The organism is Parazoarcus communis SWub3 = DSM 12120 (assembly GCF_003226565.1).
Taxonomy (GTDB): Bacteria; Pseudomonadota; Gammaproteobacteria; order Burkholderiales; family Rhodocyclaceae; genus Parazoarcus; species Parazoarcus communis.
This window is the reverse complement of record NZ_QKOE01000030.1, coordinates 1-23,883: the sequence shown is the minus strand read 5'-3', so window position 1 is coordinate 23,883 and position 23,883 is coordinate 1. Positions and strand designations below refer to the sequence as shown.

23 protein-coding genes are annotated in these 23,883 nt (G+C 53.0%); 19 read left to right on the top strand and 4 right to left on the bottom strand.

Annotated elements, in window-relative coordinates; all coding sequences use genetic code 11:
* Nucleotides 1-6 precede the first annotated feature (6 nt).
* The 14 genes from epsF to DNK49_RS21575 all read left to right on the top strand — a co-directional run bounded on the left by epsF (nucleotide 7) and on the right by DNK49_RS21575 (nucleotide 14,790).
* Nucleotides 7-1,398, top strand: a complete 1,392-nt coding sequence (epsF, locus tag DNK49_RS21640) for a chain length determinant protein EpsF (protein ID WP_207807076.1) — start codon at nucleotides 7-9, stop codon at nucleotides 1,396-1,398.
* Nucleotides 1,364-2,275 (top strand): chain length determinant protein tyrosine kinase EpsG, encoded by a 912-nt coding sequence (gene epsG / locus DNK49_RS21635; RefSeq protein ID WP_243632473.1) that lies wholly within the window; start codon nucleotides 1,364-1,366, stop codon nucleotides 2,273-2,275. Before epsF ends, epsG begins: the two co-directional genes overlap by 35 nt.
* Nucleotides 2,276-2,372: 97 nt before the next feature.
* Entirely contained in the window at nucleotides 2,373-3,326 is a 954-nt protein-coding gene (gene xrtB / locus DNK49_RS21630; RefSeq protein ID WP_207807075.1) for an exosortase B, read from the top strand.
* Nucleotides 3,316-4,017, top strand: a complete 702-nt coding sequence (epsI, locus tag DNK49_RS21625) for an exosortase-associated protein EpsI, B-type (RefSeq protein WP_110529837.1) — start codon at nucleotides 3,316-3,318, stop codon at nucleotides 4,015-4,017. Before xrtB ends, epsI begins: the two co-directional genes overlap by 11 nt.
* Before the next feature lie 28 nt (nucleotides 4,018-4,045).
* Nucleotides 4,046-5,167, top strand: coding sequence for a GDP-mannose 4,6-dehydratase (gmd, locus tag DNK49_RS21620; RefSeq protein WP_110529834.1), 1,122 nt, complete (start codon nucleotides 4,046-4,048; stop codon nucleotides 5,165-5,167).
* 5 nt (nucleotides 5,168-5,172) lie between these two features.
* Nucleotides 5,173-6,159 (top strand): GDP-L-fucose synthase family protein, encoded by a 987-nt coding sequence (locus DNK49_RS21615; protein ID WP_110529831.1) that lies wholly within the window; start codon nucleotides 5,173-5,175, stop codon nucleotides 6,157-6,159.
* Nucleotides 6,160-6,362: 203 nt separating this feature from the next.
* Nucleotides 6,363-7,286 (top strand): glycosyltransferase family 2 protein, encoded by a 924-nt coding sequence (locus tag DNK49_RS21610; protein ID WP_110529828.1) that lies wholly within the window; start codon nucleotides 6,363-6,365, stop codon nucleotides 7,284-7,286.
* A gap of 1 nt (nucleotide 7,287) precedes the next feature.
* Nucleotides 7,288-9,270, top strand: a complete 1,983-nt coding sequence (locus DNK49_RS21605) for a right-handed parallel beta-helix repeat-containing protein (RefSeq protein WP_110529826.1) — start codon at nucleotides 7,288-7,290, stop codon at nucleotides 9,268-9,270.
* Between the two features lie 20 nt (nucleotides 9,271-9,290).
* Nucleotides 9,291-10,541 (top strand): EpsG family protein, encoded by a 1,251-nt coding sequence (locus tag DNK49_RS21600; protein ID WP_110529823.1) that lies wholly within the window; start codon nucleotides 9,291-9,293, stop codon nucleotides 10,539-10,541.
* Nucleotides 10,542-10,714: 173 nt separating this feature from the next.
* Nucleotides 10,715-11,164 carry a DapH/DapD/GlmU-related protein gene (locus DNK49_RS21595; RefSeq protein ID WP_243632472.1) on the top strand — a complete coding sequence of 150 codons (450 nt, stop codon included), beginning with the start codon at nucleotides 10,715-10,717 and terminating at the stop codon, nucleotides 11,162-11,164.
* Complete coding sequence (locus DNK49_RS21590) at nucleotides 11,161-12,288, top strand: glycosyltransferase family 4 protein (protein ID WP_165843409.1); 1,128 nt, start codon at nucleotides 11,161-11,163, stop codon at nucleotides 12,286-12,288. The genes DNK49_RS21595 and DNK49_RS21590 overlap by 4 nt, the downstream gene beginning before the upstream one ends.
* A 10-nt stretch (nucleotides 12,289-12,298) precedes the next feature.
* On the top strand, nucleotides 12,299-13,063 hold the full coding sequence (locus DNK49_RS21585) for a WecB/TagA/CpsF family glycosyltransferase (RefSeq protein WP_110529817.1): 765 nt from the start codon (nucleotides 12,299-12,301) through the stop codon (nucleotides 13,061-13,063).
* 5 nt (nucleotides 13,064-13,068) lie between these two features.
* On the top strand, nucleotides 13,069-13,533 hold the full coding sequence (locus DNK49_RS21580; RefSeq protein ID WP_110529814.1) for a GDP-mannose mannosyl hydrolase: 465 nt from the start codon (nucleotides 13,069-13,071) through the stop codon (nucleotides 13,531-13,533).
* A 144-nt stretch (nucleotides 13,534-13,677) separates the two neighbouring features.
* Nucleotides 13,678-14,790 carry a polysaccharide pyruvyl transferase family protein gene (locus DNK49_RS21575; protein WP_165843408.1) on the top strand — a complete coding sequence of 371 codons (1,113 nt, stop codon included), beginning with the start codon at nucleotides 13,678-13,680 and terminating at the stop codon, nucleotides 14,788-14,790.
* Between the two features lie 84 nt (nucleotides 14,791-14,874).
* On the opposite strand, the gene DNK49_RS24180 is transcribed toward DNK49_RS21575, so the two are convergent.
* Entirely contained in the window at nucleotides 14,875-15,069 is a 195-nt protein-coding gene (locus DNK49_RS24180) for a hypothetical protein (protein ID WP_165843407.1), read from the bottom strand.
* Between the two features lie 12 nt (nucleotides 15,070-15,081).
* On the opposite strand from DNK49_RS24180, the gene menD reads away from it, so the two are divergent.
* From menD to DNK49_RS21550, 5 genes are all read left to right on the top strand, one after another.
* Complete coding sequence (gene menD, locus DNK49_RS21570) at nucleotides 15,082-16,767, top strand: 2-succinyl-5-enolpyruvyl-6-hydroxy-3-cyclohexene-1-carboxylic-acid synthase (RefSeq protein ID WP_207807073.1); 1,686 nt, start codon at nucleotides 15,082-15,084, stop codon at nucleotides 16,765-16,767.
* A 31-nt stretch (nucleotides 16,768-16,798) separates the two neighbouring features.
* A complete protein-coding gene (locus DNK49_RS21565; protein ID WP_110529805.1) occupies nucleotides 16,799-18,325 on the top strand; it encodes an oligosaccharide flippase family protein in 1,527 nt (508 codons plus the stop codon).
* Nucleotides 18,326-18,337: 12 nt separating this feature from the next.
* Nucleotides 18,338-19,222 carry an SDR family NAD(P)-dependent oxidoreductase gene (locus tag DNK49_RS21560; protein ID WP_110529802.1) on the top strand — a complete coding sequence of 295 codons (885 nt, stop codon included), beginning with the start codon at nucleotides 18,338-18,340 and terminating at the stop codon, nucleotides 19,220-19,222.
* A 152-nt stretch (nucleotides 19,223-19,374) separates the two neighbouring features.
* A complete protein-coding gene (locus tag DNK49_RS21555) occupies nucleotides 19,375-20,556 on the top strand; it encodes a nucleotide sugar dehydrogenase (protein ID WP_110529800.1) in 1,182 nt (393 codons plus the stop codon).
* A 75-nt stretch (nucleotides 20,557-20,631) separates the two neighbouring features.
* Nucleotides 20,632-21,723, top strand: coding sequence for a nucleotidyltransferase family protein (locus tag DNK49_RS21550; protein ID WP_110529797.1), 1,092 nt, complete (start codon nucleotides 20,632-20,634; stop codon nucleotides 21,721-21,723).
* A gap of 211 nt (nucleotides 21,724-21,934) precedes the next feature.
* Here DNK49_RS21550 and DNK49_RS24825 read toward each other — a convergent pair whose 3' ends face one another.
* From DNK49_RS24825 to DNK49_RS24470, 3 genes are all read right to left on the bottom strand, one after another.
* A complete protein-coding gene (locus DNK49_RS24825) occupies nucleotides 21,935-22,603 on the bottom strand; it encodes a lamin tail domain-containing protein (RefSeq protein WP_110529794.1) in 669 nt (222 codons plus the stop codon).
* A gap of 34 nt (nucleotides 22,604-22,637) precedes the next feature.
* Nucleotides 22,638-23,552, bottom strand: coding sequence for an SdiA-regulated domain-containing protein (locus tag DNK49_RS24820; protein ID WP_110529792.1), 915 nt, complete (start codon nucleotides 23,550-23,552; stop codon nucleotides 22,638-22,640).
* 100 nt (nucleotides 23,553-23,652) lie between these two features.
* Nucleotides 23,653-23,883, bottom strand: a 231-nt coding sequence (locus DNK49_RS24470) for a hypothetical protein (protein ID WP_207807071.1), incomplete at its 5' end; no start/stop codon positions are given.

The window sequence follows — 23,883 nt, the reverse complement described above, 5'->3', positions numbered from 1 at the left end:
CAAGTAATGACAATGACCTTTAATCAGTTTCTTTGCGCATTGCGTGCGCGATATCTTGTGGTTGTGCTGGTCTTCCTCGGGATGGTCGCGATTGCTGGGGTGGTAAGTGTTTTGATGCCCAGCAAATACACAGCGTCCACATCTCTGGTTTTGGACGGACGGACGGCAGATCCCATTTTGGGTTCAGTGCTGCCCTCGCAACTGATGCCAGGATATCTCGCCACCCAGATCGACATCATTGCGTCAGATCGCGTGGCACAACGTGTTGTCGCATTGACTCAGTTGGACCAGGTCCCTGTTTTAAGGGATCAATGGCAGGAAGCTACTGGTGGAAATGGGGATATCAGGACATGGATCGGCACGATCTTGAAGCAGCAGTTAGAGGTACTTCCCTCGCGGGACAGTAGCGTACTCAAGCTCAGTTTTTCGGGTAACGATCCCAATTTCGCTGCTGCAGTGGCGAATGCATATGCGCGTGCCTATATCGAAACCACGCTTGAGTTGAAGGTGGAACCGGCGCGGCAGTTTGCCCAGTGGTTTAACGACAGGACCAAGAGTTTGCGGGAGGATCTTGAGCTCGCTCAACGCAAACTCTCCGAGTACGAGCAGGAACATGGAATCATTGCTGGAGATGGACGGTTTGACATTGAGAACGCACGTTTGGCGGATTTAAGTTCTCAACTCGTGCAGGTTCAGGGGCAGCGCGCGGACAGCCGTTCCCGTCATAGCCAAGTTGGTTCTGCGGAGTCTCTTCCTGAAGTTATGTCCAATCCTTTCATTGCGGACCTGAAGGCACAGGTTGCTCGCCTTGAGGCTCAACGTACCCAGATGCAGGGGCGTTTTGGAGTCAATCACCCTGAGGTCGCGCGTGTCGACGCGGAGATTGGGTCATTGAAGCAAAGAATCTTGACCGAAACTCAGCGCGTGGCGACGTCACTGGGAACGACGACCCGCATAAGTGCAGCCCGTGAGGCCGAAGTTGCCGAAGCTCTGGAGATACAGAAGGCCCGCGTGCTTGAGATGAAAGCCCATCGTGACCAAGTCGCGGTCCTTCGCCGGGACGTGGAAAACGCTCAGCGTGCCTACGATTTGGTCACTCAACGTCTGGCTCAGACCAGCCTGGAGAGTCAATCACAGCAAACCAACGTTGTTGTCTTGACCCCTGCGGTAGCGCCAGGGGCACCGTCAAGCCCGAGGCTGACCCTGAATCTGATTGCTGGCTGCGTTCTGGGTTTGCTTCTTGGTGTTGCGTCTGCGCTGGTGTTCGAAATGATCGATCGTCGTGTTCGAGGAAAGGATGATCTGCTTCAACTGAAGAACGTTCCGATGCTTGGTGTCGTTCCTGCAGCCCCCGGGAGACGTGGTGGGCGGTTCTTTAGCCGATCGGCAACTGCCTGAGGAAATCATGATGAATGCACCGAGCAACCATGAGTTTGCATCAAACGAGAGCTCCATTGGGACGATTCTTGTTCAGTCTGGCAGGATCAAGGCTGAAGATGTGGAGCGGGTATCACGATTGCAGCAGGAAGAGAACCTGCGATTTGGAGATGCAGCGATAAAACTTGGGCTTGCAACGCTTTCGGATATACAGTTTGCATTGTCTAGACAGTATGATTACCCATATCTTCAGCGTGGCGAGAGCCGCGTTTCGGAGATGTTGATCGCTGCGTACAACCCATTTTCGCCTCAGGTTGAGGCGCTCCGTGCCTTGCGCAGTCAACTGATTCTCCGTTTTGGTGATGCCCGGATGTGTCGAAAATCGCTGGCGATAGTCAGTGCGGAGGATAACGCTGGCAGATCGTGGCTGGCTGCAAATCTGGCGGTGATCTTTTCGCAGCTTGGAGAGCGGACGTTGCTGATTGATGCGGATCTCCGGCAGCCATCACAACACGTTCTGTTCGGTCTCGAGAATCAGGTAGGGCTGTCGAACGTGCTTTCCGGAAGAAGTAAATCGGACTCGATCGTCAAGATTCCGGATCTGATTGGCCTTTCAGTGCTGACTTCGGGTCCCATCCCACCCAATCCTCAGGAGCTTCTTGAGCGCCAGATACTGCCACAGTTGCTGGAGCAGTACTCCGAATCGTTTGATGTTGTCATCATTGACACTCCTTCGGCAAATCAAGCCGCAGACTGCTATGCCGTAGCTTCTCGTGCGGGAGGCGCACTATTGGTTGGGCGTAAAAATAGAAGTCGAGTTTCCGATATGCGGGCTCTTGTAGAGAAACTATCGGAAACGGGTGTTGGTATTGTTGGATCTGTGCTGAACGATGGCTGATTAACAACGTTTTAATTGGTGCTTTTTATATACTAATTTTAGGGTGCGGAAAAGAAAATAGTGCTTCATAGCATGCGATTCACCTGGAGCCCTTGGGATGAGATCGCAGAAAATCAAGGCAAGTCAGATTCGGAGTTTCAGCGGGATTTTTATGTCAGGTGCTTCAATGTCGACTGTTTCGGAAAGCGCTGTATCGTCGCAGAGAGCAGGCGAACTGCTCCCGTGGTTGCTCGTGTTTGGCGGTGCATGCTTCATGTACGTACCTACGTTCATGGAGTTGTTTCGCACAATCTGGGCCACAGATGAACAAGCCCACGGTCCGATTGTCTTGGGGCTGAGCATCTGGTTGCTCTGGCGTAAGTGGACGAGCGTCTTGGCTTTGCCATTGCAAGGTAATCCTTGGCTAGCTTGGCCTGTCATGCTGTTGGGGAGTCTATTTTTTGTTGTGGGCCGTTCACAGGGGGTCCTGATTTTCGAAGTTGGGTCGCTCATATGGATGGTCGCAGGCGCATTGCTATTGTTGCGTGGCGTCCAGGCTCTGCGAATCTGCGCGTTTGCGCTGTTCTTTGCACTCTTCATGATTCCTCTTCCTGGCGTCATCGTTGATACCCTGACGGCGCCGATGAAAATAGCGGTCAGCATTGTGGCTGAGCATGTTCTATATGCGATCGGATATCCGATCGCTCGATCAGGAGTTGTTCTGCAGATCGGGCAGTATCAATTACTGGTTGCTGATGCGTGTGCCGGTCTTCATACACTTTTTACCCTTGAAGCACTCGGCTTACTCTATTTGAATGTGGTCCGTCATGCGTCTTTGCTCCGTAACGTTGCACTGGCGATACTGATTGTGCCAATCAGTTTTACCGCCAATGTGATAAGGGTTATGACACTTACCTTGATTACTTACCATTGGGGCGATGAAGCTGGCCAGGGATTTCTGCACGGATTCTCCGGAATGGTGCTGTTCATGAGTGCATTGTTGTTGATTATTGGTGCGGATTCACTGCTTAGATTTGGTGTGGCCAGAAAGGGGACTACAGATGAGCGCTGAAACGAACGGATACAGGGGGCGATTGGTTCAAGCGCTGCTGGCGAGTGCGTTGATGATCATTTCCGTGTTCGTCACTGCGGCGGTGACGCCAACAGCAAGGCTTTCTGATGTGCTTGGCACGGTAAACCTTGAAGGGTCAATTCCGAAGGAGTTTGGAAAGTGGAAAGTCGATGAGCAGGAGAACGCCGGCATCGTCAATCCTCAGCAGCAGGCTTTGCTTGATCAGTTGTACAGCCAGATCCTGTCAAGGACTTACGTGGACGAGAACGGCAGGAGAGTGATGCTTTCCATCGCTTATGGCGAGGATCAACGAGACTCGATGCAGGCGCATAAGCCAGAGGTTTGCTACCCGGCTCAGGGCTTCCTGCTTTTGTCACTCAAGAACGACGTGCTTGCTTTTGACAAAGGGAGCGTTCCAGTAAAGCGTCTTGAAACCGCGCTTGCCGAAAGGCGTTATGAACCAGTTACTTACTGGCATGTGGTGGCTGGCGAAGTTCCTACCAGTGGTATTGAAAAGAAGATGGTGGAGATGCGCTACGGATTCAACGGAGTGATACCTGATGGCCTCCTTTTTAGAGTTTCAACTGTTGATCGCGATAGTAAGCAGGGTTTTTCCATTCAAGATGAATTCTTGCGGGAGCTGCTGTCAAGCCTTTCCGATAAAGACCGGAAGCGTTTGGCAGGATTTTGAACTGAGTCAATCTGGGGTTAAATAGTTTATGGCAAAGAGAGCGTTGATTACCGGGGTTACTGGACAGGATGGTTCCTATCTGGCTGAACTTCTGCTGGAAAAAGGCTATGAGGTGCATGGTATCAAGCGCCGTGCGTCTCAGTTCAACACCCAGCGTGTTGATCACCTTTATGAAGATCCGCATATTGATAATCAACGGTTCGTATTGCATTACGGTGATCTGAGCGACTCATCAAATCTGACCCGGATCATTCGGGAAGTGTGCCCCGACGAGATCTACAACCTCGGTGCTCAAAGTCATGTGGCGGTCAGTTTTGAGTCGCCTGAGTACACCGCTGACGTCGATGCAATGGGGACATTGCGTCTGCTCGAGGCAGTCAGGTTCCTTGGGTTGGAGAAAAAAACCAGGTTCTATCAGGCTTCGACGTCAGAACTCTATGGTTTGGTTCAGGAAATTCCCCAGAAAGAGACAACACCTTTCTACCCGAGAAGTCCGTATGCAGTAGCCAAGCTCTATGCCTACTGGATTACGGTTAACTATCGTGAAGCATACGGAATGTATGCATGCAACGGAATCCTCTTCAATCATGAAAGCCCCCGGCGTGGCGAAACCTTCGTAACTCGGAAAATTACCCGTGGTTTGGCGAACATCGCGCAGGGCCTGGAAAAGTGTCTTTATATGGGAAACCTCAACGCGCTGCGCGATTGGGGGCATGCCAAGGACTACGTCCGCATGCAGTGGATGATGTTGCAGCAGGATACCGCGGAAGACTTCGTGATTGCGACGGGCGTTCAATATTCGGTTCGTGATTTCATTCGCTGGTCCGCGGCAGAACTTGGAATCGAACTCCGGTTTGAGGGCGAGGGCGTTGAAGAGCGGGCTGTGGTTATTGGAGTGACTGGAGATGATGCTCCAGCGCTGAAGATCGGCGACGTCGTCGTTCGCGTTGATCCCCGTTACTTCAGACCTGCTGAGGTGGAGACGCTTCTGGGTGATCCGGCAAAGGCAAAGGAAAGGCTCGGTTGGGTGCCCGAGATTACGGTGCAGCAGATGTGCGAGGAAATGGTGGCCGAGGATCTGAAGGTTGCAAAGCGACACGCATTCCTGCGTTTCCATGGTCATGACGTTGCTGTATCGGTGGAGAGTTAAGCGTCATGCTTGCCAAGGATTCTGTCATCTATGTTGCAGGTCATCGCGGCCTCGTGGGCTCTGCGATTTATCGAAATCTGAGTGACGCGGGATACACGAACCTGCTCACCAGGACTCATGCCGAACTCGATCTCACTGATGCAACTGCAACTGAGCGTTTTTTTGCGGAGCACAAGCCGGAGTTCGTGTTTCTCGCCGCGGCGAAAGTTGGAGGAATCGTAGCCAACAATACATACCCGGGAGAGTTCATTCGTGAAAATCTGATGATTCAGGCTAATGTGATCCATTCCGCCTGGAAAAATGGGGTCAAGCGTCTACTGTTTCTTGGTTCAAGTTGTATCTATCCCAAGTTTGCCCCTCAGCCTATGAAGGAGGAGCACCTGCTGACAGGGCCTCTCGAGCCAACCAACCGACCATATGCACTTGCAAAAATTGCAGGTATTGAAATGTGTTGGAGCTATAACCGGCAGTATGGAACCAAATATCTTTCGGTGATGCCAACCAATCTCTACGGTCCAGGTGATAACTATCATCCTGAGAACAGCCACGTGATTCCAGCCTTGATACGCAAGTTTGATCAAGCGTTACAGACGGGGGCTGACACTGTGACAGTGTGGGGCACAGGCTCACCTCGTCGCGAGTTTCTATATAGCGAAGATATGGCTGATGCATGCGTGTTCGTGATGAACCTCCCAGACGAGAAGTATGACCTGCTTCTTGGAAGCGATGAAAGCGTATCCGGAAAGTTCGAGCCTCCTCTGCTGAACGTAGGAGTTGGTGAGGATGTGAGTATCCGCGACCTTGCTGGTCTAATAGGAAATACCGTCGGATTCGACGGTAAGTTGGAGTTCGATGCCACGAAGCCCGATGGGACTCCGCGAAAACTGATGGATGTCACTAAGCTTCATTCCCTTGGCTGGCGGGCTAGAACAAGCATGGATCAGGGCTTGAAGCGAGCATATGCTGACTTCCGGAAGACACAGCTTGCCTGAGTGATCTTGGAAGAGTCGATTAGGCCCGAAATACGGCGTTCGACTTGGATTGGGTGTTCTTACTTCGAGCAGGTGGGTAAGTAAGGCACCTGCCTGCTTGAGTTTGTCGAGATTCAGCTGGGACAGGTTGATCTACATGGATTAGGCGCCGTGCGGACGAAGTGCGTAAGCAAGCTTCTGCACTTCAATGCGAAGAGGGATAGATGACAATGAATACCTCAGTTCCAGTCGTGACCGTATGTGTATGCACTTACAAGCGCCCGGCGCTATTGGAGGCGCTGCTGAAAAGCCTGGTTGCGCAGACGGTGCCTTTGTCCACTTTTGAAGTCGTAGTGGTAGATAACGATAGCCAAGAGAGCGCTCGTCATATTGCTGAACGTTTCGCCTTGGGCGTTCCGCAGTTGCGGCTTCGATACTTTACGGAAAAAAAACCGGGAATATCGTTCGCACGAAACTCGACAGTGCATCATGCGACAGGAGAGTTTCTTGCTTTCATTGATGACGACGAGACTGCATCGGATGTCTGGTTGGAAAATCTGACCAGAACGATTCGTGATCATTCTTTTGATGCCGTGATGGGGCCGGTGTTTCCGATATTTCCCGACGGATCTCCGCAATGGACGCGGAAGTCAGGGTTTTTCGAACGACGCAGGTACCCGGACGGGTCGCAAGTCAGCAGTGATGACGGTCGGACGAGTAATGCGATGGTTCGAGCCGATGTTATCAAGAGTCGCGTACCACTGCCATTCGACCCCCGGTTTGCTAAATCGGGCGGGGAAGACCACGACTTTTTTCAATGGATGGAGTCCCAAGGCTATAAATTGGGATGGGCGGATTTCGCGGTGGTGTCCGAGATTGTTCCGAAAGAGCGTCAGGCATTGTCTTTCATGCTCGAGCGTTCATTTAGGCAGTCTACGGTTTACTGGAGAGGAAAGTATCGTGCGTTCTCGTTTACGCGCAAGTGCATTGAGGTTGCTAAAGGGATACTTGGATCGATTGTCTATGCAATTGCTGGCGGATTAGGGCTGCTGACGGGGCTTGATCGCGCTGTACGTTACTGGGTAAAGAGCGCAAAGGGACTGGGGCGGCTTTTTGCATTAACTCAAGTTAACCTCGAGGGGTACTAGCATGGACAGCCTGCCCTTCCGATTGATTGTGCTGTTGTGCTTGTCTGTGACTGTCTTTTTCACTCATCCTGCATCGGCTTCGTCCGAGAGACAGCTTTGTGTTGTGCCTGACGCGCAAGTCGCAGTAGAAGAAGGATGTGTTCGACTATCAGGATTGCTTGCGAAGCTCCGTTCCGAAGAATTCCGTGGAACGGATGGAGAGTTGCTGGCAAACACACGCGTTTCGTTCTCCGCAGGTGTCTTCAGGATGCGGCAGGCTCTAGTCCTGAGTAGGGATTCGATAGGGACTGGTAAGAAGAGGCTGATCATCGAAGGGGCTGCGGACGGTAGGACCGTTCTACTGGGCTCCGTTAAGGTAGAGATGCGCTCTGCTGCGGAGTTGAACAGGGAAGGATTGGAACTACTGCACTATGCCTCCCTGAGTGACTACGGTATTCCTGTTCCAGCGGATCCTGCAGTCATTCAGTTCGGAAAATCGGGTTTTCCAGACATCGAGGTCTATGCCGGCGTTCATCGTCTTCCGCGTTCCCACTGGCCAAATAGCGGATTTACCAGAATCTCTAGAGTAAATGGGCAGAATGAAGGGATGCAGGTCTGGCTTGAAAACCGGGATTCCAGCCGCTATTCGGGGCAGCAGCATGTCTTCATTAACGGGTATCTCTTTCATAATTGGGCTGATGAGTCACTGCTTGTAAGATCAAATGACAACGGCAGTTATTCATTTCTGCCTCATCTGCCACGGTATGGAGCAAAAGTCGGTCAAAGAGTTCGAATAGAGAATGCGGTGTCGGATATCGACAGTCCAGGCGAATGGAGCCTGGACTATCAAAATGGTTTATTGTTGATGAAGCCACCTTCGGTCGGATTCACCGATGATATCGAGATTGCTGTTTCGGATGGTGCAATCTTGCTCAGAGATGTATCCAATGTTGTTGTTCAACGGTTGAATGTGTCGATGTTCAGAGGGCACGGAATTGTCGTTGACTCATCACGACAAATCGACCTTTCAGGCCTTGAAGTTTGGAATATTGGTGGTGATGCAGTGAGGATGAGCGGCTTTGATATCGTACTGCGGCAATCATCGATCAGTGACATTGGAGGTGCTGGGGTTACCGTCAGCGGCGGGCGCAGAGACTCACTGACGCCTGGAAATATTCGTGTTCTTAATTCAGAGATAAGTCGTGTCGGCGTTATACACAAGACATACAGGCCTGCAATCGCATTGAACGGGGTCGGAAATCGTATCGAAGGTTGTGAGCTTAGTGACGGACCGCACGCAGCCATCGTGTTTCATGGAAACGATCATGTCATTTCGAGAAACTTGATTCAACGGTTCGTGCTCGAAACCGACGACGCCGGTGCGATTTACACTGGTCAGGACTGGACAGCGCGAGGTACCATTATCGAGAACAATGTCATTCGCTCTATTGGTGGAGGCGAGGGGATATATGGAGCCAACGGAATCTACCTTGACGATCAGGCAAGCGGCATTACGGTGCGCCGCAATCTTATTGCGGACGTTCGCAGAGGAGTCCTGATCGGCGGAGGGCGGGACAACTTGGTCGAAGAAAATATTATTGCGCGTGTTCGTGAAGGCCTTGCATTTGATGCGCGGGGCCTTGTAGCACTTGAAAGGCAAGGCCCTGAACGTGCAAACAGTCGTTACATTGCGCGCTTGGGGCAGATCCCATACAGGTCAGAGGTCTATCGTAGTCGGTATCCCGAGTTATACGGGATCCTTGATGATGAGCCAGGCGCACCAAAGGGAAACGTGATCAGTGGATCGGTTTTTGTCGATACCCGCATCCCTTACGCGACCAAGATCCCATCGCGACCGTATCTGCTCGAACGCGGTGGAAAAGCAACAAGCAAGCATGATTTTGATTGGGGAGGGGTGCTGCCCGAACACCTGCCTGCAATCTACCAGCAATTCCGTTCTATCGGAAGGCCGGTGCAGGATGCTGATTTCAAGACGATTCCATGATGTTTGAACGCTGATTCTCGATGCTTCCAAAATTGTACGAGCGTTATCAAGTTGCCGGTCAGAACTCTTGGCTGAGTATGGGCCGGGTGTTGCTGCTGGTCTTGGTCGGGATAAGTCTGTCTGTCCTTGGCCTGATTTCCGCAGCAATGTTTCCTGTCCTTCCTGCATTGCTTTCGGTTCTTGTCGTTTTTGTATTCTTTGGTTCCAAGCGAACGTCTGCGCTCGGCGCAGTGCTGATGCTTTGCCTTTTTCTTGGATGGATGAACGGCGAGAAGTCGATATCAGGTGATTGGGGCTGGTACACGATTCATCACAAGCTTCTCTCGTATATGTCCATTTGGGACTACCTTGGGTCGCAGTTCGGCAATATCAAGATCAAGACATCAGAACCTGTTTTTCACTTCATCTCTTATGCACTTGCCAATATCACCGGGGGGGATCCCGTTGTACTCGCGTGGGTGGTGACTTTCCTGATTTACGGATTGTGCGGGCTCGCCTTGGCTGTGCTTCTGGATTCGGTGGCGGACAATTCGATCGAGATCGTTGCAGCTGTATTGGCCGCGCTGGCGGTTGGAATTACTTTTACCTTGACGACGCAACTGGTGAGGCAGGAGATCGCGACCGCATTCATCGTGCTGGGGTTTGTTACCTGGACCTGTGACCGCAGAAACCTTGGTTTCTTTCTGATTGCGCTGGGCGTTCTTACGCACAATTCGTCAATCATTCCTGTCGGTGTGGTCGCCGTAGCGATCTATTTCGCAAGAATGCCTGAGGAGGTGAGAGCGAAACGCTTGGTTCTGGTCTTGCCAGTTTTCATCCTGCTGGGGTTTGCTTTTGTCCGTCTGGCTGGGGGCGGAGGCTATTACACCATTGGCAAGTCGGATGGGGCAATTGCTTGGTATGTCCATGTTTTTGACCTGGTTGTTTTCATGGCATTTGCTTTTCTGTACCGCCGAATCACGACGCCTGAGGTTCGTTTTTTCTGCGTTGCCTTGCTTATTTCATGGTTGATGTATGTTTCATTTCTTGTTGGAACATACTCCGAGCCGTTGCCGTTTCTGCGCATGTACTTCTACATGGAGAGCATGCGGATGCTGATGATTGCGGTCAGCGTGCTGATTCTGGTCAAGATTGTCCCGTATGTGTTGAGTGTTCCGGTGATGTTGGTCATGGCTGTGCTCTATGTAGAAGCGCGGTTGATGACATCTCCGTTCTGGTACAAAGGTGGCGTCATTATGCATTTCATCAGGCCTTTTGCGTTCTTCAACTAGGGGATGATGTGGCTTTTTTAATGGCTTTTCTTAGAAGATTGCGAACCTTCCTTACTGTGATGGGGAAGTCTCGATTTCTGACGTACGGAGATGGGCTACATGTTGGAAAGGGCGCAAGGATATGGGCCCCGGATCATGTTTCGCTTGGTAGGTGTGTGTATATTGGAAAGGATGTGAATATTGAAGCCAATTGCAGGGTTGGTGACTACGTGTTGATTGCTAATAGAGTCGCATTTGTTGGTAGAAATGATCACGACTTTTCTGTGGTTGGTGTACCGGTTCGGTTTTCCCCTTGGGTCGCTAGTCAGAAATACCCAAGTCGTTTTCGCGAACAAGAGGTTGTTGTTGGCGACGATGTGTGGATTGGGTATGGAGCTGTTGTACTAACGGGAGTCCGCGTGGGCCGAGGTTCGATTGTTGCGGCCGGAAGCGTTGTTACCAGTGATGTTCCTGAGTATGCAGTGGTAGGTGGCGTGCCGGCTAGGGTGCTAGGAAGACGCTATACCAGTGAAGAAGATATTGCTGATCATGAGCAGTCTCTGAAACTGGGAGACTACAAATTCTCCGAAAAGGGATTTGATTCATGTATCATAAATCCATTGTTTCGGAGGTCGCGTTCGTGAAGGTTGCAATTTTTCAGCATCGTCTTTTGCACTATAGAGTAAATTTCTTTGATCGCTTAAAAACGGAGTGCGAGAGGCGAGGGGTTAGTCTGTCGCTCGTTCATGGGCAGCCTAGTCGTAGAGAAATTCCCAAAAACGATGTGGGTGAGCTTCCTTGGGCTAATGTAGTGGTTAACCGCTTCTGGGAGTTCGGAGAGAGGGATGTGCTTTGGCAGCCGGTTCCTGATTCCGTTAAGGACTCCGATCTATATGTAATCATGCAGGAAAGCAGGATACTTTCTAATTATCCAATCCTATTTAGTCGACTTTTTTCTCGTAAGAAAGTTGCTTACTGGGGGCATGGTAAAAACTTTCAGAGTGACGTCCCGACCGGTTTTCGCGAACGATGGAAGAGTTTTTTGCTTACTCGTGTGGATTGGTGGTTCGCTTACACTCAAATGACTGTAGATATTCTCAAGAACGCTGGCTTTGCAGCGGGTCGAATATCCTCCTTAGAGAATGCAATCGATACTGACGAATTCAAGGCGGATCTTGCGAGTTGGAGCAGTGAGGAGGTTCTTTCTGCTAAGACAAATCTTGGTATCGAGAAGGATGCTCCGGTCGGTATTTTCTGTGGATCTTTATACCCTGATAAGAAGTTAGAGCTACTTATTTCTAGCGCGGACTGGATTAAGGAGAAGTTGCCTACATTTAGTTTGATAGTCATTGGGAATGGACCCTCAATGCCCTTCATGAAGGAATGCGCCGCCACGCGTCCCTGGATTCATCTTCTTGGGGTCAAGAAGGGGAGGGAGAAGGCACTTTATTTTCGTGCTGGTGATGTCATCTTGAATCCGGGGCTTGTTGGATTGCATATTGTGGATGCATTCTGCTCCGGTCTGGTGATGGTGACGACCCGCACGGCCCGACATTCGCCCGAGGTTGCTTATCTTGAGGATGGCGTGAATGGCTTGATGACGGAAGATTCTGTCGAAAGTTACGGCGGGGCCGTTCTCGATCTGCTCAGTGATAAAGAACGCCTTGCCCGTATGAAGGCTGCGGCCCTCGCTGACAGTAATCGCTACACGGTCGACAACATGGTCAAGCGGTTTGCCGATGGCATCGAGTCCGCACTGAAAGTTTGAGGGGGCAGTAATGGTAGATCGAGTTAATGCAAAGCGGGGAGCCACGCTTCTGGGTGCTGCGTTCATCGATGCCGTAACCTGGACTGAGGCCTTGGGACGGATTCGCGACTGGGCTAAATCCAGACAGAGTCGATACGTGTGTATCTGCAATTCCCACTCTGTGGTGACGGCTACTCAGGACCCGGTGTTCAGGGCGGTCGTTAACGACGCGGATCTGGCGACGCCTGATGGTGCGCCGGTTGCGTGGATGTTGAGAAAGCTTGGCTTTGGTGCACAAGAGCGCATTAACGGCCCAGATTTGATGTGGCGCTATATGGAGGAGGCCGCGTCACGTGACGAGTCCATCTTCCTTTACGGTGGAGCCGAGCACACCCTGCAGAAGTTGAGGGAAGTGCTTGCGTCACGGTTTCCCAACTTGAAAATCGCAGGGGCTTATTCGCCTCCCTTCAGGCCGTTGTCGGTTGAGGAGGATAATGCGATCGTTAGTATGATAAATGACTCTGGTGCCGGAACGGTTTGGGTCAGTCTCGGATGTCCGAAGCAGGAAAAGTGGATGCAGGACCACCGAGGCAGAATTTTTGGCGTAATGGTAGGCGTCGGTGCGGCGTTTGACTATCACGCGGGAACAATTAAACGTGCGCCGCTATGGATGCAGCGGAATGGTCTCGAATGGTTGCATCGTCTGGCCAGCGAACCGCGCAGACTATGGCGGCGCTATTTTGTTACCAATACCTTGTTTGTGCTAGGTGCGGTTAAACAGCTTGTTTATCGGTGATCCTGATGCAGACGTTTTACGACGATTCAAGGTTTCTCGATATGGTGGCTTCCATGCCCCTTGTTTCGATTGACCTTTTGGTGGAAGACAGCAGTGGTCGTTATTTGCTTGGGCGCAGGACGAATCGTCCGGCACAAGGAACCTTGTTTGTACCCGGTGGCAGAATTCTGAAAGATGAATGTATCAGTCATGCGCTCGGAAGAGTTGTTCGCAAGGAGTTGGGTATCCATCCTAACCTTGGAGACTGGCGCGCCTGCGGGGTGTATCAACACTTTTATGACGATAATTTCAAAGGCGAGTCGGGCGTCTCGACACATTACATTGTATTGGCTTATCGGTTAAAACTCCTGACGGAGCCCCGGATTGAGTTTGATGCGCAGCACTCGGAGATGCACTGGCTTTCAGTCGACGCACTGCTTGCTAGAGATGATGTTCATCAATATACAAAGGCTTATTTTGTCAATATGTGATTGTCCGAACAGCATGCTCGATTTTGGGTGAATGTTTGAAAAATCTGGTTGGCTGTTGAATTACAGGGTTTGTTTTCGAAATTTTATTTCAGATACAAGGTATTTTCGTGTGGGTATTGACAGACGATGGTTGTGAAATCTGACATGAAGAAAATCGGCGTGATGAGTCTTCCATTGGTCGATAACTATGGAGGAATGCTGCAGGCTGTTGCCCTCTATGGATATCTGAGTGACAGAGGATATGAGGTCGTATCAATCAACAACGCCGGCAAGCATCTCAGTTCGTGGAAGCGTGCGGTCGGTGGTGTTCTCAAGTATGTCCCAGGTCAGAATTTCAAGAACTTTCGTTACAAGTACATGAAACTGCAGCAGCACAAGCGCTTTTTGGAGTCGTTCTTGCCGGCCCGCACGGAAGCGCTGACATCGAAGGGTGCTTTTCGCAGTATGGCCGCCCGCGAAAAATTTGATGCAGTCATAGTGGGTAGTGATCAAGTCTGGCGGTGGGACTATAGCTTTTACGATTGCGAGCGTTATTTCCTGGATTTCCTGAATGGATGCAGTACGAAAAGGATTGCATATGCAGCGTCGTTTGGTAAGGATCACTGGCAGAATCCCCAGAAGGTAGATGCAATTAGGGGATTGCTTGCAGCGTTTGATGCTGTCTCGACCCGTGAGGCGAGTGGTGTGAGTGTATGCCGTGAGTTGGGAAGGGAGGATTGTGTTCATGTGCTGGATCCTACGCTTCTGGTAGGTTCTGAGTTCTACCGACGTTTTGACGCGCGCTCCTTCGATGACCAATCCGATGCAGGTAAGACACTTGTCTCCTATGTTCTTGATCGCTCGTCAGTTCGTGATCAGATGCTGGAAGAGGTTAACACCGCCTTGGGGGCGGGATTTGGACGTCACGACCTCGGGCTGTGTTCCAACGCGACGGTGCCGCAGTGGGTGTTTGCGTTCAAGAAAGCCGGATTTGTCGTAACTGATTCGTTTCATGGCATGGTTTTCGCCATCCTTTTCAATAAACCATTTATTGCTATCGCAAACTCGCTGCGCGGAACAAGTAGATTCACGTCGCTTCTGGATATGCTCGGTCTCTCCCACCGTCTGGTTGAGGAGGATGCGTACCGATCGGGGATGGCCTGCGAGATCATGCGTGAGCCAATCGATTTCGATAAGGTAAACAAAAAGCTGGCTGAGAAGCGAATGTTGTCCGAGATGTTTATTGATGGGGCACTCGGTGGCACAGTTGATTGTTGATCTCTTTTTACAGTGCATTTGCATGTGTGGGAATTGAGAAATTTTTAACCCTGGGTTAGGTTTCTGATATATGAAGATGCCGGATCATGGTTGGCGGTTATTTTTATTCGAGTGATTTTCGGTGATTGTTGTTTGATTCTTTAATTTCTGAATGATGTTGTTCTTCTGCGGAGATCCGTGTTGGTCCTCATGGCAGGGCTGCAGGTTTCTTGAAGTGTATTCGATCAATAATTGGGCTTGAGCGTAACCGTGTATTCCGATAATAAGCTGATTCTTCATCTCATTTCCCTCATGAAACAACACGGTATTCTGAGGGCGGTGATTTCTCCGGGTAGCCGACATTACCCTCTTATTCGCTCAATGGAACAGGACCCCGACTTCACGCTTTATTCGGTTGTGGATGAGCGCAGTGCGGCATTCTTTGCCTTGGGTTTGATTCAGCAGACGGGGGCGCCTGTCGCGGTTTGTTGTACATCGGGGACTTCGGCAATCAACTATGGCTCGGCAGTTGTTGAGGCCTTCTACCAGGGGTTGCCCCTTGTTGTGCTGACTGCAGATCGTCTCCCCGAGTTGTTGAACCAGAAGGAGGAGCAAATGTGCCTCCAGAAAGGGGTTTACGACGGATTTATCCGGTACCAGGGGCAGCTGACAGAGGTCAAGAATGCGCTTTCGGAATGGTACTGCAATCGTGTGATCAATGAGGCTTTCCTCGAGCTGGATCATCACGGACGAGGTCCGGTTCATCTGAACTGCCCGATCGAAAGTCATCACACGGACAAGTTTTCTACTGAGAAGTTGCCTGTTGTACGAAGGATTACAAGGGTTGATGCCGATGCAGACGATTACGTTTGGCAACGTTACGCGAGTCAGCTTTCAGGACGAAAAGTTCTGATCGTCTGGGGTCAGGCTGCGCCGGTGGACGAACGTCTCGGTCAGGCTGTCGAGCGTTTTGTCGAGATGTTTGATTGTGCGATATTGGTTGACCGCCTTTCCAATTGCCGAAGTTCTCGAGCGATAAAGAGCGCCTATCTTGCGCTCCGCGCGATGACGATTGATCAGGCCAGCGAGCTGGCACCGGATATTGTCATTACGCTATTTGGTAACTACACCTTCAATAGTGGGTTGAAAGGTTATCTTTCAACACTGGATAATCCATTTGAAGTATGGGATCTCGGTACGAGTCGTGTTGCCGATCCGTTCAGGCGGCTGACTACCATGTTTGCAGCTCGCGAGGCATTCTTCTTTGAAAGGATGTGCGGTTTTGCTGGTGCGAAAGCAAGCGGTACATACTTCAATGCGTGGGCCTCAGTAGAGCGGAATATTTCGGAGCCACAGGCAACGTTTGGCGAGATCTATGCTGTTGGTCAGCTCGTCCGCAAACTCCCGCAGCATGCGAAACTACATATCGCCAACAGCTTACCCATTCGTATGGTGCATCTGTTCCGTTCCGATCCCACGATTACTTCGTTCTGTAATCGTGGGGTGAATGGGATCGACGGTTGCATGTCGACGGCCGTAGGTTATGCGGCAGCAAGCGCAGAGCCGGTTTATCTTGTCATTGGGGATCTGACCTTCTTCTATGACATGAATGCGTTGTGGAATCGACATCTGTCCAAGAGTCTGAGGATCTTGCTGTTGAACAATGAGGGGGGCGGCGTGATGCACGTGCCGCTGAGCGAGAGCCAGGCGCCACAGTTGTCCCGACACGTGTCGGCCGGTCATGTCACGTCCGCACAGGGATGGGTAGAGTCTTTGGGTTTCCGCTATATCTCAGCAAGGACTGCCGCCGAATGTGACGCTGCGCTTGACGTGCTGACGAGTTCCGAAGAGCCCGGCCCGGTCCTTGTAGAGGTCTTCAGTGTCAAGGAGGATGACGTCCGGCAGTTCAAGGCATATCTGGGCGGTTTGAACAAAATCACCTTTGGTGACAAGGTTCGTCGTCGATTGAAACGCGAGTTGCCTAAACTGTTTCGCTAATGCAGTTGGCTAAGGGCTAAGGGCTGAGGGCATGGGCGAGAATGGTCGCAGGATAGCCAGGAATACGCTGGCGTTGTACTTTCGTACGATCCTGACAATGGGGGTCGCCCTTTACACCTCAAGGATCGTTCTTGAGGCCTTAGGGGTAAGCGACTTCGGGTTGTTCAGCGTGGTTGGCGGGTTGATGTTGCTGATGGGATTTCTCAATGCAGCAATGGTTGCCGCGACGCAACGTTTTCTTAATTTTGAGAAGGGGCGATCGGGTTCTGATGCGGATGTGCGGCGGGTGTTTGCCACCTGCCTTTTCATCCATCTTCTGCTGGCACTGATTATCCTGGTTGTTGCGCAGACGGCAGGTCTATGGTTTTTGAACAATCAGTTGACGATTGCTCCGGACCGGTTGGTGGCTGCGAACTGGGTGTTTCAATGCGCACTGCTAGCCTTTCTATTCAATGTGATTTCGGCACCTTATAACGCAGCGATCATTGCGAATGAGCGCATGACCGCGTTTGCTTACGTCAGTATTCTTGATGTCAGTTTGAAACTTGCGGTGGCTTACGCGCTTTTTAAACTGTCTGGTGACAGATTGCAGGCGTTTGCGGTACTTACCTTGTTTGTTTCGATTGTGGTTGCGTGTGTTTACGCTTGGTATGCTTGGCGCCACTTTCAGGAGTGTCATACTGGACCACGTAGGGATAAACGACTGTTTCGCGAGATTCTTTCATTCTCTTCTTGGAGCATCTTCAGCAATCTGTCAATTGCATTGCGGCTGCAAGGTGCGAATGTCATTCTCAATGTGATCTTCGGTACCCTCGTCAACGCAGCTTACGGACTGGCGTTGCAGGTAAATACAGCGATTCAGAGCTTTACGAGTAGCTTTATTCATGCACTCAACCCGCAGATCGTAAAGTCATATGCTGCAGGCGAGATGGCGAAGATGCATGTACTGGTTCTCAAGGGGGCGCGGCTGGCATTCTTTCTTGTTTTGGTGATTGTCTTGCCAGTGCTGATAGAGACCGAGGCGCTATTGGGTTTATGGCTGGTAAGTGTGCCCGAATACGCAGTCATTTTTGTCCAGTTGATTCTTGTCCAGTTGCAGATCGAGAGTTTTGCAGGTGTTGCGGGTGCAGCCCAATCGGCAACCGGTCGTGTCAAAGCCTATCATCTGACGCTTAGCTCGATCGGTATGTTGAATTTGCCGCTCAGTTATATTCTGCTTGTCTATGGCTATGGGCCGGAGATTGTGTTCATGGTTGCGATACTCTTGTCCACAGTAATTGCCTTCACTCGTCTTTGTTTTTTGAGGCGCTCAATTATGCTGTCGATCCGCCGCTTTGCTCATGATGTCTTGCTGCGTTGCGCGGCTGTGCTGCTATTAGCGCCTATTGCGCCGATCTTGTTCCGCCAGTATGTACCGGATACTTTGCCTTGGGCAATTCTGGTGTGCTGTGTAGCTGGCGTCTCTGTGGTTTTGAGCGTTGCTGCAGTGGGCTTGCATCGTGATGAGCGTAGTCTGGCGATCCGTTTTGTCACCCGTCGCCTGGGTATTTCCCGATAAGGATGTTCATTCATGAGTTTGTTAAAGAAAATTCTTCCGGGACGCGTTCGGCGAAAGCTGCGGGGGCTTCGTGATCGGAGTCTTCCGCGGATTCCTGTTACGGTTCCGTATGAAATACGCGTTGCTGATGGATCCGCGCTACAAAATCAGATCGCCATTGTTACGGGCGGTAGCGGCTCGATTGGTCGCAGCATTGCTTGCTGTCTGGCCGCTGAAGGTGCGACCGTTTATGTTTGCGGCATGAGTCCGGATAAGATCGCCACGGTTGTTTCAGAGATTGAAGGTTTGGGGGGAAAGGCTTACCCGCAAAGGCTCGATGTGTCGGACGAGGCAGATATCGTCCGGACGTTTGCTGCTGTTGCTGGTCGTCATGGGCGCATCGATATTTTGGTGCATAGTGCGGGTGGCAGCGCTCGAGGGGCTCATTCTCCCTTGATTGGGCAGAGCACTGATGTGATCGATCAGGTCCTCAATGTTAATCTCAGGGGCGCTATCTTGTGCTGTCGAGAGGCCGCCAAGGTGATGGTGCCTGCTCAGTCCGGACGTATTATCAACATTTCAAGTGTGTTGGGCGTGCAAGGTAAGGCGGATTTCGCGGAGTACGCGGCCTCAAAAGGTGGAGTCATCGCCTTTACCAAGTCAATAGCCATGGAGCTAGGCCGTTTCGGGATCACCGCGAACTGCGTCTCCCCGGGCATTGTGCAACGTGGAGAGATCACCGCTTCCCAACTTGAACAGCTTGGGCGAACAAACTGGATGAATAGTTATGGCAAGCCCGAGGATATCGCTGAAATGGTGGCTTACTTGGTGTCCTCTCGCGCGAGCTTCGTTACCGGGCAGAATTTCGTGGTTGATGGCGGACGCTCTCTTGGCCTGAAAGGTGATGGCGACGGCTAGGGCTGTCGTCAGCAAGCGCAGGAGTGGCACGACAAGGAAGCGCGCCTGCTGCCGGCTGGAGACAGTGTTCCATGGCGTTGGATTTGGCGGGTGCGGTATGGTTGCGTGTGAGATGTATTTCGGCTGCATTTGGTAAAGTGGAATATCCGAACATGAAAGTTGCTATCGCTGGTACAGGCTATGTCGGTCTGTCAAACGCTATTTTGCTTGCCCAGCACAACGATGTCGTTGCGCTGGATGTGGTTGCCGAAAAGGTCGAGATGCTCAATCGCCGGCAGTCGCCGATCGTCGATACCGAGATCGAAGACTACCTGGCCAACAAGCCGCTTAATCTGCGGGCAACGCTCGACAAGCGCGAGGCCTACGAAGGTGCGGATTTTGTGGTGATCGCGACGCCCACCGATTACGACCCCGAGACCAATTACTTCAACACGACCTCTGTCGAGGCGGTGATTCGCGATGTGATCGCCATCAACCCGGACGCGGTGATGGTGATCAAATCCACCGTGCCGGTGGGATACACGCAGAAGGTACGTGAAGCCTTCTCGCTGGCGCAGGGACGGCCGGCCAACATCATCTTTTCGCCCGAGTTTTTGCGCGAAGGGCGGGCGTTGTACGACAACCTGCACCCGTCGCGCATTGTGGTGGGCGAACGCAGCGCGCGGGCAGAGGCGTTTGCGGCGATGCTGGTGCAGGGGGCGATCAAGCAGGATGTACCGCTGGTGTTCACCGAAAGCACCGAGGCCGAGGCGATCAAGCTGTTTGCCAACACCTACCTGGCGATGCGGGTGGCCTTTTTCAACGAACTGGACACCTATGCCAGCACGCATGGTCTGGATACGCGCCAGATCATCGAGGGGGTGTGTCTGGATCCGCGCATCGGCAACCACTACAACAACCCTTCTTTTGGGTATGGCGGCTATTGCCTGCCCAAGGATACCAAGCAGTTGCTGGCCAATTACCGCAACGTGCCGCAGAACCTGATCCACGCGATTGTCGAATCCAACACCACGCGCAAGGATTTTGTGGCGTTCGAGATCGTGCGCCGCAATCCCAAGGTGGTGGGGGTGTATCGGCTGGTGATGAAGGCAGGCTCGGACAACTTCCGCGCCTCGAGCATTCAGGGCGTGATGAAGCGGATCAAGGCCAAGGGCATCGAGGTCATCATTTACGAACCGGCGCTGGAACAGGACGAGTTCTACCGGTCGCGGGTGGTGCGCGATCTGGAGACGTTCAAGCGCGAGGCTGACATCATTCTGGCCAACCGCTTGACCGACGACATCCGTGATGTCGAGGCCAAGGTGTACACCCGCGATCTGTTCGGGGGCGATTGAGCGGCGGCTGGCCGGGGGTGCCGGCCGGGTGCATATTGATGTGTTTGAACCAGGGAGAGTGTGTTGGCTAAGGGAATGATTCTCGCGGCAGGTCAGGGAACACGGGTGCGCCCGCTTACCAAGAACCTGCCCAAACCGATGGTGCCGATTCTGAACAAACCGGTGCTGGAATACCTGATCGAGCATCTGGCCAAGTACGGCATTCGCGAGATCATGATCAATGTGGCGTTCAACCACTACAAGATCGAAAACTACTTTGGCGATGGTCATCGCTGGGGGGTGGAGATCGGCTATTCCTACGAGGGCAAGCGGGATCACGGCGAGATTGTGCCCAAGGCGATGGGGTCGGCCGGTGGGATGCGCAAGATTCAGGATTTTGGCGGTTTCTTTGATGAAACCACGCTGGTGATGTGTGGCGATGCCATTGTGGATCTGGACATCCGGTCGGCGCTGGAAGAGCACCGTCACAAGGGTGCGCTGGCCAGCGTGGTGACGCTGGATGTGCCGCGCGAGCAGGTCAAGAACTACGGCGTGGTGGTCACCGACGAAGACGGCCGGGTGAAGGCCTTCCAGGAAAAGCCGGCACCCGAAGAGGCCTTGTCCACGCTGGCCAGTACCGGCATCTACATCTTTGAGCCGCAGGTGCTTGATCTGGTGCCGCCGGGGCGCGAGTTCGACATCGGCAGCGAGTTGTTTCCGATGCTGGTGGAGAAGGATCTGCCTTTTTATGCGCAGAAGCGCTTCTTCAACTGGATCGACATCGGCCGTCTGACCGATTACTGGGAAGTGTTGCAGCGTGTCTTGCGCGGCGAAGTGGCACAGATGGAAATGCCGGGCCGCGAGATCCGCCCCGGTGTGTGGGTGGGCCTGAATACGTCGATTGCATGGGACAGCGTACAGATCGTGGGGCCGTGCTACATCGGCTCCAACGTCCGCATCGAGCCGGGCGTGTCGGTGATCGGCCCCACCTGGATCGGCCGCGGTTGCCACCTGCGCGCTGGCTCGCGCATTGAGCGCAGCGTGCTGTTCGACTACACCCGGGTGGGTGAGGGGCAGACGGTGGAAGAGAAGATCCTCTCCTTCCAGTACTGCGTGGATCGCAGCGGCCATGCCACCTACGTGGGTGACGATACGTTTGACCTGCGTTGGGGTGACGCGCGGGGGTAAGTTCGAGCGGTGGGGCGGGGGCGTCACCCCGCCCAGCTTGAAATCCGGATCGTATACGGAGCGTCTTGGTTGCGGTGTCTGCAAAGCCGTGGCGAACTAATGATGCGAAGGTGGTCTTGTTGCGCTTGCGTGCCTATTTGAGGTTCAGGCGTGCCGCAATGCAAAACGGCGAGCATCGGCTCGCCGTTTTGCATGGGGCGGGTGGCCGCGCTTAGTCGGCCAGTTGCTGTGATTTGCGGCGCTTGGCCATGAAACCCACCAAGCACAGCCCGGCCAGCAGCATGGCGTAGGTTTCGGGTTCCGGTACCGGTGCGGCGAAGCTGGTGACGCCGGGGCTGCCGATGGCGCCCGACAACGACATGTATGAGCCTTCGACATCGCCGACCGACGACAGCACCCAGGCGGTGGCGGTGTTGGCGCCGAGTGCGGCAAAGCTGCCGGCGTAGCCGCTGGCGTTCTGGGTACGCGGGCCGCCCGCTGCGGCGTTGTCGCCATAGGTCAGGCGATCTACCAGGTTGCCCGAGGCGTCGAACAGGTTGATTTCGTCAGCGCGCCCCAGGTTGTTGGTGTAACCCCCCAGCACCTTGACGCTGGCGGACAGACCCCAGTCAAGACGGAAGGTGTCGGCATCGATTTCGGTGATGATCACCGATTCACCGGCGCCGACAATACCGAATGCGCTCAGATCAAACACCCCGACCAGGCGGCTGTCGTCATCGTAGCTCCAGCCGGTGAAGTCCACCGCGCTGTTGCCCAGGTTGGTGAACTCGACAAACTCGCCGCTACCGCCGCCATACATCCATTCGGTGATGTTGACGTTGGCCTGGGCCGCCTGAGGGGCGAGGGCGGCGGCGAGCAGCAGGGGAAGCAGTTGGTTCATGGTGATTTCCTTGGTGTCGGTGAAGTGGGGTGACTTAGCGCTGGCTGCGACGACGCATGAAGCCGATCAGGCCCAGGCCGGCCAGCAACATGGCGTAGGTTTCGGGTTCGGGTACCGGGGCGATGGTGGGCGTCAGCACGTACAGCATCGGGGTTTCGCCGACCAGGTAGAGGGTTCCCTTGCTGTCGATGGTCAGGCCTTCGATGTCGGTACCGATTGCCGACAGGTCAAAGCTACCCAGGACTTGCCCGTCGCGGGTGGTGTGCAGCAGCAAGGGGGTTTCCTGGCTGAGGATCAGCAGGTGATCCTGAAACGAGGTGCCGACCAGCGAGGGGACCGTGCTCAGCACCTGTACTTCGGCCAGATCCAGGGTGCCAAAAAGCTGGCTGAACAGGTTTTCACGGGCGACCAGTTCGGTGACGGTGGCGCTGCCGGTGTTGAAGTCTACCGAGGCGCTGTATACCGCTTGTGGGACTTTTTCCTTGACCAGCACGAAGCCGCCGTTCAGCGGGTCGTAGGAGATGCCTTCCAGCCCGATGTTGCTGGTGGTGGGGCCGATCGACACGCTTTGCAGAAAGCTGCGACCCACGGCGCCGTTGGCGTTGTAGTCGAACAGGTAGATGTTTTGCAGACGCTCTTCGACGATGACGAACTGGTTGTTGCCGACATAGGTCAGGCCTTCGGTGTCGTCGAAGCCAAACAGGTTCATCTTGCTCAGCTGATTGCCCTGTTTGTCGACTTCCACGACGTAGTCGCCTTCGTCACCGATCACGAACAAGGTGTCGGTATCCCAGTTCCAGGTCACGGCCGAAGCCTCGGACGCGGTGACCTGGGGCAGCAGGTAGGTGGCCGTCAGTTGGTAGTTGCCAAGGTCGAGGCTGGCGATGCTGGCTTGGGCCGGCGCAGTAAGCGCGGCGGTCAGGGCCAGGGCGCAGATTTTTGCTTTCATGTCGGCTCGCTTTGAATTGTTTGAGTCTTCGAAGGCTAGGGCCGGCGTGTTACGACGATATTGCAGAAGACTAGGAGAAAGGCATTTTTTTTGGTGTAAGTCATTGAATGTCGGAATTTTTTACACTGATGCAATTTGGATGTAATTGGGCTTTGTGGGTATTTGTCATTTGGGTGAGATGTGGTGCCGATGCCGGCGGGGTTATCACCCCGCCCTTGTATTTTGTTTTCGTGCAAAATCGGTTGGTGTGCGGTTTGCCGTGCTGGGTTCTCGGATGGAGCGCGTAGCGCGATTGAAGAGAGCCCAGCACGGGGCCATCCGGACGCTGCAC